The following is a 12,417-nucleotide window of genomic DNA, read 5'->3' on the forward strand; positions in this document are numbered from 1 at the left end:
CTCCTCTTTTCTAACATATACATGATATTATCCCGAAACAGGTAAGCAAGTATGTGAATGAAGGCTATGATTTGTCCTCTTTTTGCAGTTCAGCCATTTTGGCAAGCAGAATATGCTGAGGCATATGCATGATCTGTTCAAGCGGCAGATTCAAGGACTCTGCAAGCTTTTGTGCAGTTTCAGCAGAAATTTGCAAAGGTCTCACAAAAGATCCCTCCTCTCTTCTGTCCATTGTACAAGAATCAGATGTGAAATGTAAGAAGATGTCACAAAGGAATAGAGCAATCGGAAAATGGCCGTTATAAAAGAGGTAAGGAGGGTTCTTATGCACGCACCGTTATCCTTATTAAAACAAATGCTGAAGGAACACCAAATAGACACTGAAAAAGCTGTCACTTTCGAAGAATATATAGCAGTGAGGCTAAAGCTTCAGGAGCTGATGGGGAAATTTGCTTCGATCGGGGAGTGGGATCTGTATCAAAAAGCGGCAGATTTGATGATGCACATAGGCATCCAATGGATGAAATAAACTGATAACCGCTAAAAAACCCTCGCTGCAGCGAAGGCTTTCATTCATTAAAATGAGTGTTCTTCTTCCACATTTTTAAACTGGTCATAAATTACAAGCTTAGACGGACTGTTTTCCTTAGCCACCTGTTTGGCCTTTTCAATAGCGGCGTCTTTAGACGTATACAAAGCTGTCGGCGCTACATTCTCCACCTCAATAAACCAGCCGTCCGCATCAACATTAGGTGTAATCGCATATTTCTTTATCATCTTTCATTCCTCCCTCATGTTTTATTGCATTTTTCCCGCCTTTTTACCGTCCGAAACGATCCAATCTGCTAACTGAAAAAAACAGGAAACAGACAATTTTTCTATTTTTTTTCTGTAGAAATGGTAGAATGGAGGTTGGAGATTTTTTAATGAGAGGACGGTGCTTAGCATGACAGACCTTCTGAATGACCGGCTTCCCCCGCAAAATATAGAAGCCGAACAAGCCGTGTTAGGCGCTATTTTTTTACAGCCGTCTGCTTTAACACTGGCTTCAGAAGTATTGATTCCAGATGATTTCTATAGAATGTCCCACCAAAAAATCTATAATGCGATGCTGGTGCTCGGTGACCGAGGTGAACCGGTTGATCTGGTGACGGTAACATCAGAGCTTGCGAACACAGACCTGCTGGAAGAAGTAGGCGGCATTTCATATTTGACAGATATCGCAAACTCGGTGCCGACAGCGGCTAACATAGAATATTACGCGAAAATCGTTGAGGAAAAATCGATTCTTCGCCGATTAATCAGAACTGCGACAACGATTGCTCAAGACGGGTATACCCGTGAGGATGAGGTCGAGGATTTACTCAGTGAAGCGGAAAAAACGATTATGGAAGTGGCACAGCGCAAAAACACGAGTGCCTTCCAAAATATTAAGGACGTCCTTGTCCAGACCTATGATAATATCGAACAGCTTCACAATCGAAAAGGTGATATCACGGGAATTCCAACAGGGTTTACGGAGCTTGACCGGATGACTGCGGGTTTCCAGCGCAACGACTTGATCATTGTGGCTGCCCGTCCATCAGTAGGGAAAACAGCCTTTGCCCTGAACATCGCACAAAACGTGGCGACAAAGACCGATGAGAGCGTAGCAATTTTCAGTCTTGAGATGGGTGCAGAGCAGCTCGTTATGCGTATGCTCTGTGCCGAGGGAAATATCAATGCCCAGAATCTCCGTACAGGTAACCTGACCGAAGAGGATTGGGGCAAGCTGACGATGGCAATGGGAAGCCTGTCGAACAGCGGGATTTACATCGACGATACACCGGGTATTCGAGTGAGTGAAATCCGTGCCAAGTGCCGCCGCTTGAAGCAGGAAAGCGGGCTGGGCATGATTTTGATCGATTACCTGCAATTGATTCAGGGAAGCGGTCGTTCAAAGGACAACCGTCAGCAGGAAGTATCTGAAATTTCCCGTGAACTGAAGTCGATTGCCAGGGAGCTGCAAGTCCCTGTTATCGCGCTTTCTCAGCTTTCCAGGGGTGTTGAGCAGCGTCAGGATAAACGTCCGATGATGTCTGATATCCGGGAATCAGGAAGTATCGAGCAGGACGCGGATATTGTCGCGTTCCTTTATCGTGATGACTACTATGACAAAGAAACTGAGAATAAAAATATTATCGAAATTATTATCGCCAAACAGCGTAACGGCCCGGTAGGAACCGTGTCTCTTGCGTTCGTAAAAGAATACAACAAATTCGTCAACCTGGAACGGCGTTTTGATGACGCAGGCGTTCCGCCCGGCGCATAAGCCCCAAGAGCAGCTCTTGGGGTTTTTTCATTCGAAAGATGGAAGAAATACCGTTCGCTCAGCGGATGAAAATTTGAAAGCGTTTTAATAAAATGGTGCGAAAAGGAGATGGTAACAATATGGGAGAACGTTTTTCGTCTTTTCACGCAGCACAAATCCGAATTGCGCGTCCTACGGGCCAGCTTGATGAGATTATTCGTTTTTACGAAGAGGGACTGTGTTTGAAACGAATAGGAGAATTTTCACAGCACAACGGGTATGACGGTGTCATGTTCGGCCTTCCTCATGCCGATTATCATTTGGAATTCACCCAGTATGAAGGGGGAAGCACTGCCCCCGTTCCCCATCCCGACAGCCTTCTTGTTTTTTATGTGCCGAATGCAGATGAACTGGCAGCGATCACTTCAAAGCTAAAACACATGGGCTATCAAGAGGTCGAATCAGAGAACCCGTACTGGAGCAATGGGGGCGTGACGATAGAGGACCCGGACGGCTGGCGGGTCGTTTTTATGAATTCAAAAGGGATATCAGGCAAGTGATTCTTTCTTGTGCTAAAGGGTGAAAGTTTCACAAGCTTTTTATGACAAAGCAGTGAGAAAACGCTTATAAAACGAATGGAAGCGAACGAATATAGATTTACAATAATTTAATGTTCGGATTTACATTTGACTTTCTGTTTCTTCACTGATAAACTTGATTTGTTTGAATAGAATCGTTTTGAAAGGTTAACGGAGGTGCACGGACATGTCTTCAGTAGTTGTAGTAGGTACGCAATGGGGCGATGAAGGGAAAGGTAAAATTACAGATTTCCTATCAGAAAATGCAGAAGTGATCGCCCGTTATCAAGGCGGAAATAACGCAGGGCATACAATCAAGTTTGACGGAATCACATATAAGCTTCACTTAATCCCGTCTGGAATTTTCTATAAGGATAAAACGTGTGTAATCGGAAACGGAATGGTTGTAGATCCGAAAGCATTAGTCACAGAGCTTGCGTATCTTCATGAGCGCAACGTGAGTACAGATAACCTGAGAATCAGCAACAGAGCTCACGTCATTTTGCCGTATCATTTGAAATTGGATGAAGTGGAAGAAGAGCGTAAAGGGGCTAACAAGATCGGCACAACGAAAAAAGGAATCGGCCCTGCTTACATGGATAAAGCAGCCCGCATCGGAATTCGCATCGCGGATCTGTTAGACCGTGACGCGTTTGCGGAAAAGCTTGAGCGCAATCTTGAAGAAAAAAACCGTCTTCTTGAGAAAATGTACGAGACAGAAGGGTTTAAACTTGAGGATATCTTAGACGAATATTATGAGTACGGCCAGCAGATTAAAAAATATGTTTGCGATACATCTGTTGTCTTAAACGATGCTCTTGATGAAGGGCGCCGTGTATTATTTGAAGGCGCACAAGGGGTTATGCTCGATATCGACCAAGGAACATACCCGTTTGTTACGTCATCTAACCCGGTTGCCGGCGGTGTCACGATCGGTTCTGGTGTCGGCCCGACCAAAATCAAGCACGTTGTCGGTGTATCAAAAGCATATACGACTCGTGTCGGCGACGGTCCTTTCCCGACTGAGCTGAAGGATGAAATCGGCGATCAAATCCGTGAAGTCGGACGCGAATATGGAACAACAACAGGCCGCCCGCGCCGTGTCGGCTGGTTTGACAGCGTTGTTGTCCGCCACGCCCGCCGTGTGAGCGGAATTACAGATCTTTCTCTGAACTCTATTGACGTCCTAACAGGAATTGAAACGTTGAAAATCTGTGTGGCGTACCGCTACAAAGGCGAAATTATTGAAGAATTCCCAGCAAGTCTTAAAGCACTTGCTGAATGTGAGCCGGTTTATGAAGAAATGCCAGGCTGGACTGAGGATATTACAGGTGCGAAGAGCTTGAGCGAGCTTCCGGAAAATGCGCGCCATTATCTTGAGCGTGTGTCTCAGCTGACAGGCATTCCGCTTTCTATTTTCTCTGTCGGTCCAGACCGCTCACAAACAAATGTCCTTCGCAGTGTGTACCGTGCGAACTAAATAGAATATGTCTGCAAGCCCCTATATCAGGGGCTTGTTTTTTGTTTGAAAGCCGCATATAAGTTGGTCTGAGAAAAAAATATGAAAAAAAACCAAAAAAGTTATTGCCACTTCTATTTGTTCGTGATATTATAAATCTCGTTGTTACGGAAACTGCTTCAATAGAGTACAAGATGAGAACTAGATCTAAGTCGTTTGCTCTATAGAAATTCCGACATCTTTAAGAGCCATTAGCTCAGTTGGTAGAGCATCTGACTTTTAATCAGAGGGTCGAAGGTTCGAGTCCTTCATGGCTCACCATTTCGTGAAGGCCCGTTGGTCAAGCGGTTAAGACACCGCCCTTTCACGGCGGTAACACGGGTTCGAATCCCGTACGGGTCATTGATTTACTTTAGCGTTATTGCTAAATTCCTTATTTGTCTGTGAGGGCTGACACGACAGCTCTCCGGGCAATTACTGTAAGGTCCGGTAGTTCAGTTGGTTAGAATGCCTGCCTGTCACGCAGGAGGTCGCGGGTTCGAGTCCCGTCCGGACCGCCATTTTACTTTACTTAGTAGAGAAAAATAAAACATTTGGCTCGGTAGCTCAGTTGGTAGAGCAACGGACTGAAAATCCGTGTGTCGGCGGTTCGATTCCGTCCCGAGCCACTTACCAAACGCATCTGCAATCGTAGGTGCGTTTTTTCTTTTAGGAAAAAGGCAAACATGAGGAGTGTTATAATAGAAGAAAAAGGGAGAACCGGCCCTGCGGCCGGTTCAAAGAAGAAGACGTCATTGATAAAGACGCACTCCGGTGAGGGGAGGTTTCAATAAAGTTATCTTTTTTAAAAAAAGTTGACCAGCATGACAATAGATAAACAACTGGCGATAAAGGTGAAACATGTGTTTTTTTTCTAAACCTTTATTTTTTTTATCTTTTGACCTTAAACCGTTATAATAGACAAGGACCCATTCTTTACATGGGCCATAAGTGATGAAACGAATGTTATATAGATGAAATGAAGTTATTCGGCAGGAGGAAAATCAAAATGATGGATAAAAAGATCCTTGTAGTAGATGATGAAAAACCGATTGCAGATATATTGGAATTTAACTTAAGAAAAGAAGGCTATGAAGTGCACTGTGCCCACGACGGAAACGAAGCCGTTGAAATGGTAGAAGAGCTTCAGCCTGATTTAATTCTTTTAGATATTATGCTCCCGAATAAAGACGGCGTTGAAGTATGCCGCGAAGTCAGAAAGAAATACGATATGCCAATCATTATGCTGACGGCTAAGGATTCAGAAATTGACAAGGTTATCGGGCTTGAAATCGGTGCTGATGACTATGTCACAAAACCATTCAGCACACGCGAGCTCTTGGCGCGTGTAAAAGCGAACCTGCGCCGCCAGCTGACAACAGCGCCTGCGGAGGAAGAGCCTTCCTCTAACGAGATTCATATCGGCTCTCTCGTCATCTTCCCTGACGCGTACGTTGTATCAAAACGAGACGAAACAATCGAATTGACTCATCGTGAGTTCGAATTGCTTCATTATTTAGCAAAACATATCGGACAAGTGATGACCCGTGAACATTTGCTTCAAACCGTTTGGGGCTATGATTACTTCGGCGATGTCAGAACGGTTGACGTAACAGTCCGCCGGCTTCGCGAAAAAATCGAGGACAACCCGAGCCATCCAAATTGGATCGTCACACGCCGCGGTGTAGGTTATTACTTGAGAAACCCAGAACAGGACTAATGCCCATATGAATAAGGTTGGTTTTTTTCGGTCGATCCAATTTAAGATTACCTTGATTTATGTGCTTTTGATTATCATTGCCATGCAAATCATTGGTGTGTATTTTGTCAATCAGGTAGAGAAGTCGCTGATCAGCTCTTATGAACAATCGCTGAATCAGCGAATCGACAACCTTTCTTATTATATCGAACAAGAATATAAGAGCGATAACGACAGCACAGTTATAAAGGATGACGTCAGCCGTATTTTGAATGACTTCACGAAAAGTGATGAGGTTCGGGAAATTAGCTTTGTAGATAAAAGCTATGAAGTGGTCGGTTCTTCAAAGCCGTATGGTGAGGAAGTGGCTGGGAAACAAACGACCGATCTGATTTTCAAAAGAATTTTTTCTACCAAACAGTCGTATTTAAGAAAATATTATGACCCGAAAAGCAAAATCAGAGTTCTTATTTCCGCGAAGCCCGTTATGACTGAAAACCAAGAGGTTGTCGGCGCGATCTATGTTGTCGCGAGTATGGAAGATGTCTTTAATCAAATGAAGACGATCAACACGATACTGGCGTCCGGCACAGGTTTGGCACTTGTTTTGACGGCTCTTCTCGGTATTTTTCTGGCAAGAACCATTACCCATCCGCTTTCAGATATGCGAAAGCAGGCGATGGAGCTTGCGAAAGGGAATTTCTCGAGGAAGGTTAAAAAGTACGGGCATGATGAAATTGGGCAGCTGGCCACAACGTTTAACCACTTAACGAGAGAGCTTGAAGATGCACAGGCGATGACTGAAGGAGAACGCAGAAAGCTAGCCTCTGTCATTGCCTATATGACAGACGGCGTAATCGCTACAAACCGAAACGGAGCGATTATTCTCTTAAACAGCCCAGCGCTGGAGCTGTTGAACGTTTCACGTGAAACAGCCTTGGAAATGCCGATTACGAGTTTGCTGGGGCTTCAAGAGAATTATACGTTTGAAGATTTAGTGGAGCAGCAGGATTCTATGCTGCTTGAAATTGAGCGCGATGATGAATTAACGGTGCTTCGCGTGAATTTCTCTGTGATTCAAAGGGAACACGGCAAAATTGATGGTTTAATCGCTGTCATTTACGATGTAACCGAACAAGAGAAAATGGATCAGGAACGCAGAGAATTCGTTGCGAATGTATCACATGAGCTGCGGACGCCGCTTACGACAATGCGCAGCTATTTAGAAGCGTTAGCTGAAGGCGCGTGGGAAAATAAAGACATTGCTCCGCGCTTCTTAATGGTGACGCAAAATGAAACAGAGCGTATGATTCGGCTTGTCAATGATCTGCTTCAGCTGTCGAAATTTGACAGTAAGGATTATCAATTTAACCGGGAATGGATTCAGATTGTCCGGTTTATGTCACTTATTATTGACCGTTTCGAAATGACAAAAGAGCAGCATGTGGAGTTTATCCGCAATCTGCCGGACAGAGATCTGTACGTCGAGATTGACCAGGATAAAATAACGCAGGTGCTCGATAATATTATTTCTAACGCTTTAAAATATTCACCGGAAGGCGGACATGTCACGTTCTCGATTGATGTCAATGAAGAGGAAGAACTTCTCTATATCAGCGTGAAGGATGAAGGGATCGGCATTCCGAAAAAAGATGTCGAAAAAGTCTTTGACCGCTTCTACAGGGTGGATAAAGCGAGAACGAGAAAACTTGGCGGCACCGGTCTGGGATTGGCGATTGCCAAGGAAATGGTACAGGCGCACGGCGGAGATATTTGGGCGGACAGCATAGAAGGAAAAGGCACGACGATTACATTTACTCTTCCATATAAAGAGGAACAAGAGGATGATTGGGATGAAGCGTGAAAATATAAAAACGATATTACTTACGGTACTCGTCGTCATCAGTCTTGTTTTTACATGGGGGATATGGACGTTCCAGCCAAACTTTTCTGAAGGCTCATCCTCAACAGAGTCTACTGTTCGTGTGAAACATAAAATCGAAAAAACCACACAAAAGCTGTCTGAAACGGTAAGGCCGAGGGACATGTTTATCCATGATGACGGCGCTCATTACAAGGTGGATGACAATGCCCTCTATGAAGAAATTTGGTCTGACTTGCCGCATTGGGATGTGAAAGGAATTAAAGATATTTCGGATCAGTATGACAAGGCTGGATTCAAAAGCTGGTTTTATGGAATAGGCGGTTCTGAAGCCAAGCTTGACTTGCAATTCAGCGATACGATTCCGATTGATATTTTCCAAACGCTGTTTAAATGGTCTAATCAGTCGTTTGAATACAGTTCGTTTGATCATATTCTGATCCCGTTCAATGAAACAAAAGCGAACAAGAAAATCTATTTGGTGTCTTACAGCAAACAGCTCATTCTTGAAGTGACGGTTGAATCGGCAAACTACCGGAACATTATGAATGACTTGAAAAACAGGCAATCAAATATGCCGGCGTTCAGTTTGTTCTCTATTGGCTCAAAGAAAGAGTTCTTGCTGCCGAACAAACCGCTTACGATGGACAAAAAAGAATTTGTCACAGAATCGATTAAAACAAATACCTTTAAGCAGGCTTTGTTTAGTGATCCGAGCATTGTAAGAGAAGATTCGAATTACAACAACAGAAATGTGCTGACAGATGGGATCAGCCGTTTAGATGTAAATCTAAGCCAGCGACAGGTGCAATTTCAGCAGCGCAATTTGGTGCAGAGCACATCCTATCAAACAGGTGAATTAATCAAAAAGAGCCAAAAATACCTTGAGGATACCGGAAGCTGGACGGATCACTATCAATTTTTCAATATCAATGACAGCCAGCAGCTGAGCTTCTATATCTTTATGGATCAGATCCCGGTCATTAACAGCACCGCCAAACCTTTCGGAGCGACATCGGCGATTACGATGCAATGGGCGAATGATGATATTCTCAGCTATAAGCGGCCGAATTACAGTCTCGGAACGAATCCAATTAAAACAAGTGAAACAGAGCTCATGAGCGGCAGCGAAGTGAGGATGCTGCTTTCGAAACAAACCGCTTATGATACGGACAAAATTGATCAGATCTTCCTTGCTTATCAATTGGTATCAACATCAACCAACGATGATCCTCTCGTTGAACTGGAACCGGTTTGGGCGATGAAAGTAAATGGAAAAATTGTGCCGATTACAAAGGATTTATTGAGGAAGGAGGGGGCTAGCAGTGGAGTGGAATAAGACAAAATCAATCTTCATCGTTGCCTTCCTCATTTTAGATATTTTCTTAGGCTATCAGTTTTTTCAAAAATGGCAGGCTACCGGAAAAGAATATGAAGTCATTAAAAATGATGTCGAGCATGACATGAAGGCCGATCATATCACGTATGAAGGCTTGAATAAGGAAGCGACAGAAGGCTATCGGATCACGGCAAATCAAAAATCTTTCTCCAAGGAGGAAATTGAGGCGCTGAAGGATCAAAAGCCTTTGATGGACATGCCTAGTGATGATCATAAAGTAACGAGCCTGAAAATGAAGTTTGCAAATCCAATCGCCCTATCAAAGAAGGATATCGAGGACGATGCTCAGGCACTTGTTTCTTCGAAAATTCAAGATGGCGAAAAATATAAGCTTTGGAAGGTTGATAAATCGAAGAAAGAAATTATTTTCTTCCAAACGTACGAAGGTCATTATATTTACCAAAAGACCGACAATCCCTCTAATATGATCGGGCAAGTGGTGCTGCACTTAAACGGTAAAAACGAGGTTGTGTCATACGACCAGACTACGCTTGAGACCTTCAAGCAAATCCAGAAAGAAAGCTTAATTACTGAAATGGATGCGGTTGAGCTATTGTACTATCAAAATCAATTGAAAGAATACAGCACTGTGAAGAGCTGTAAATTCGGCTATGTAGCACAATATCCGCTGACAAGTACGCAGGTGCTGGCGCCGGTATGGAGAATTACGGTCGAGTACGAGAAAAAAGTGAACGGTGAGAAAAAGACAGTACAAGAGTATTTTACTGTGAATGCTTTGGAGAGTACGATTTTAGATACAGATCAATGAAAATAATGGAGTGAGACAAACATGAGCTTGCAATTTAGCGTACTTGCGAGCGGGAGTACGGGAAATGCGTTTTACCTCGAAACAGAGAATCACGCATTTTTAGTGGACGCCGGTTTGAGCGGAAAAGCCATGGATGGGCTGATGGCGCAGATCGGGCGTAAGCTGGATGATGTAGACGGCATTTTTGTGACGCATGAGCATAGTGACCATATTAAGGGCCTTGGTGTCGTCGCCAGAAAGTACAAGCTTCCGATCTATGCGAATGAGAAGACTTGGAAAGCGATGGAGAATCAAATCGGCAAAATTGACACCGATCAAAAGTTTGTATTTCCGATGGAGACGGTGAAGTCGTTCGGCGGACTTGATGTTGAATCGTTTGGCGTTTCCCACGATGCGGCGGAACCGATGTTTTATGTATTCCATTATAACGGCCGAAAGCTCGCGTTAATGACAGATACGGGATATGTCAGCGACCGGATGAAAGGCATTATCCGTTCAGCGAATGTGTTTGTGTTTGAAAGCAATCACGATGTCGGTATGCTGCAAATGGGAAGATACCCATGGAGCATTAAGCGGCGGATTTTAAGTGACGTCGGGCACGTGTCAAATGAAGATGCTGCCTTGGCGATGACGGATGTCATTGGCGATGAGACGTCTCGTATTTACCTGGCGCATTTGAGCCAGGACAATAACATGAAGGAGCTGGCAAGAATGTCCGTGCAGCAGACATTGGCTTCTAAAGGATTTGTGACGGGTGAGACATTTGACTTATACGACACAGATCCGAAGAAGGCCACTCCGCTTTGCGCTGTATAATTTTTCTATGTAAATCATGACTATTCTAGGAGTTTCTAACCCACAATATAACCATATTAACGTTCTTGGAAAGGATGGAATATGGTGGATTACGAACGTGAGGAAGAACATACTACTCCTGAACAGCCAAAGAGAAGCAAAAAAGGATATTTTCTTTCGAGTCTGATTGGCGTGATTGTCGGTGCCGTATTAATGGCGTTTATCATGCCGTATCTTTCAAATGAAGGGCTGGATACGGGCGCTTTAGATCAGCAGCAGAACAACAACGGCCGGGAATCAATCAGGACGGTGAATGTCAGTGTCAACAATGCCGTCACCAAGATTGTCAGCAATGTGTCGCCCGCCGTTGTCGGTGTTGTGAACATCCAAAAATCAGATATTTGGGGAGAGAGCGGCGAGGCTGGGAGCGGCTCTGGCGTCATCTATAAGAAAAATGACCATTCCGCTTATGTCGTGACCAACCATCATGTCATCGAAGGCGCTTCCCAAATTGAAATCAGCTTGAAAGACGGCTCACGTGTATCAGCTGATCTTGTCGGCAGCGACCAGCTGATGGACCTTGCCGTTTTACGGGTGAAAAGCGATAAGATTAAAGCAGTCGCCGATTTCGGAAATTCAGATAAAGTGAAGTCTGGGGAGCCGGTTATTGCGATCGGGAACCCGTTAGGCCTTGAGTTTGCTGGCTCTGTCACACAAGGCGTCATCTCAGGTACGGAGAGGGCGATCCCAGTGGATTCAAACGGTGATGGACAGCCTGACTGGAACGCAGAAGTCCTGCAAACAGATGCGGCCATTAATCCTGGGAACAGCGGCGGTGCTTTGTTAAATATGGATGGGAAGGTCATTGGCATCAATTCAATGAAAATTGCCGAGTCGGCGGTTGAAGGGATTGGCCTGTCGATTCCATCTAAGCTCGTGATCCCTGTGATAGAGGATTTAGAGAGATACGGAAAGGTCAAACGCCCGTTCCTTGGCATTGAGATGAAATCGCTAAGCGACATCGCAAGCTATCATTGGGATGAAACATTAAAGCTTCCTAAGAATGTCACCAATGGAGCGGTTGTGATGGGTGTAGACGCCTTTTCACCTGCCGGAAAAGCGGGACTGAAGGAACTGGATGTCATCACGGAATTTGACGGATACAAAGTAAATGATATTGTTGACCTGCGAAAACGGCTTTATCAGAAAAAAGTCGGTGACCGGGTGAAGGTGAAGTTTTACCGCGGCGGAAAAGAAAAATCTGTAGACATCAAGCTGTCCTCCGCAGACCAATTAGGCAGTTAATAAAAGCAGTCTGGCATCGTTGCCAGGCTGTTTTGATATGCAAAAAAACTGAACAGGGGTCACGCCCGTTCAGTTGAAAAGGATATATCGAATATGAAGAAAAATACAAGATGGATGTTACACGTGAAACAGCAAACAGCAGTTAGCTGCAAATACTTCCGTTCTCTGCATGGACTTTAATGGTTTGTTCCGTGTGGTTGCT

Annotated in this window: 12 protein-coding genes, 4 tRNA genes and 1 pseudogene; 15 read left to right on the forward strand and 2 right to left on the reverse strand. The window is 44.4% G+C overall.

All coding sequences use genetic code 11. The features are described from left to right. Nucleotides 1–64: 64 nt before the first annotated feature. Nucleotides 65–205 (reverse strand): YycC family protein, encoded by a 141-nt coding sequence (locus tag ACQVGT_RS00350; RefSeq protein ID WP_003242786.1) that lies wholly within the window; start codon nucleotides 203–205, stop codon nucleotides 65–67. Nucleotides 206–325: 120 nt separating this feature from the next. Between ACQVGT_RS00350 and ACQVGT_RS00355 the strand changes: the two genes are divergently transcribed. After that, complete coding sequence (locus ACQVGT_RS00355) at nucleotides 326–529, forward strand: hypothetical protein (protein WP_015250806.1); 204 nt, start codon at nucleotides 326–328, stop codon at nucleotides 527–529. A 47-nt stretch (nucleotides 530–576) separates the two neighbouring features. On the opposite strand, the gene ACQVGT_RS00360 is transcribed toward ACQVGT_RS00355, so the two are convergent. After that, nucleotides 577–777 (reverse strand): DUF2188 domain-containing protein, encoded by a 201-nt coding sequence (locus ACQVGT_RS00360; RefSeq protein WP_003226922.1) that lies wholly within the window; start codon nucleotides 775–777, stop codon nucleotides 577–579. A 169-nt stretch (nucleotides 778–946) separates the two neighbouring features. Here ACQVGT_RS00360 and dnaB point away from each other — a divergent pair, with 169 nt between their 5' ends. From dnaB to ACQVGT_RS00430, 14 genes and pseudogenes are all read left to right on the forward strand, one after another. Continuing rightward, complete coding sequence (gene dnaB / locus ACQVGT_RS00365) at nucleotides 947–2,311, forward strand: replicative DNA helicase (RefSeq protein ID WP_003226923.1); 1,365 nt, start codon at nucleotides 947–949, stop codon at nucleotides 2,309–2,311. 119 nt (nucleotides 2,312–2,430) lie between these two features. Beyond that, the gene (locus tag ACQVGT_RS00370) at nucleotides 2,431–2,850 is read left to right on the forward strand and encodes a VOC family protein (protein ID WP_015483960.1); all 420 of its coding nucleotides are present in this window, start codon (nucleotides 2,431–2,433) and stop codon (nucleotides 2,848–2,850) included. 205 nt (nucleotides 2,851–3,055) lie between these two features. Next, nucleotides 3,056–4,348, forward strand: coding sequence for an adenylosuccinate synthase (gene purA / locus ACQVGT_RS00375; protein ID WP_003226929.1), 1,293 nt, complete (start codon nucleotides 3,056–3,058; stop codon nucleotides 4,346–4,348). Nucleotides 4,349–4,572: 224 nt separating this feature from the next. After that, a tRNA-Lys gene (locus ACQVGT_RS00380) sits at nucleotides 4,573–4,648 on the forward strand. Nucleotides 4,649–4,657: 9 nt separating this feature from the next. After that, nucleotides 4,658–4,729 (forward strand) — tRNA-Glu (locus ACQVGT_RS00385). Between the two features lie 81 nt (nucleotides 4,730–4,810). After that, nucleotides 4,811–4,887 (forward strand) — tRNA-Asp (locus tag ACQVGT_RS00390). 35 nt (nucleotides 4,888–4,922) lie between these two features. Further along, nucleotides 4,923–4,995 (forward strand) — tRNA-Phe (locus ACQVGT_RS00395). A gap of 383 nt (nucleotides 4,996–5,378) precedes the next feature. Then, complete coding sequence (walR, locus tag ACQVGT_RS00400; RefSeq protein ID WP_003244363.1) at nucleotides 5,379–6,086, forward strand: cell wall metabolism DNA-binding response regulator WalR; 708 nt, start codon at nucleotides 5,379–5,381, stop codon at nucleotides 6,084–6,086. Nucleotides 6,087–6,093: 7 nt separating this feature from the next. Next, complete coding sequence (gene walK, locus ACQVGT_RS00405) at nucleotides 6,094–7,929, forward strand: cell wall metabolism sensor histidine kinase WalK (RefSeq protein WP_009968432.1); 1,836 nt, start codon at nucleotides 6,094–6,096, stop codon at nucleotides 7,927–7,929. Next, nucleotides 7,919–9,286: a WalRK two-component regulatory system regulator WalH gene (gene walH, locus ACQVGT_RS00410; protein ID WP_041518280.1), complete on the forward strand. Its 1,368-nt coding sequence runs from the start codon at nucleotides 7,919–7,921 to the stop codon at nucleotides 9,284–9,286. The genes walK and walH overlap by 11 nt, the downstream gene beginning before the upstream one ends. Beyond that, entirely contained in the window at nucleotides 9,273–10,115 is an 843-nt protein-coding gene (walI, locus tag ACQVGT_RS00415; RefSeq protein WP_003244037.1) for a WalRK two-component regulatory system regulator WalI, read from the forward strand. The genes walH and walI overlap by 14 nt, the downstream gene beginning before the upstream one ends. A 21-nt stretch (nucleotides 10,116–10,136) precedes the next feature. Then, nucleotides 10,137–10,931, forward strand: coding sequence for an MBL fold metallo-hydrolase (locus tag ACQVGT_RS00420; protein ID WP_015483958.1), 795 nt, complete (start codon nucleotides 10,137–10,139; stop codon nucleotides 10,929–10,931). An 81-nt stretch (nucleotides 10,932–11,012) separates the two neighbouring features. Further along, nucleotides 11,013–12,215 carry a serine protease HtrC gene (gene htrC / locus ACQVGT_RS00425; RefSeq protein ID WP_021481077.1) on the forward strand — a complete coding sequence of 401 codons (1,203 nt, stop codon included), beginning with the start codon at nucleotides 11,013–11,015 and terminating at the stop codon, nucleotides 12,213–12,215. Nucleotides 12,216–12,234: 19 nt separating this feature from the next. Further along, nucleotides 12,235–12,361 (forward strand): annotated as a pseudogene (locus ACQVGT_RS00430) (hypothetical protein). The last annotated feature ends 56 nt before the right edge of the window (nucleotides 12,362–12,417 follow it).

This window comes from Bacillus sp. SCT118 (genome assembly GCF_058566435.1).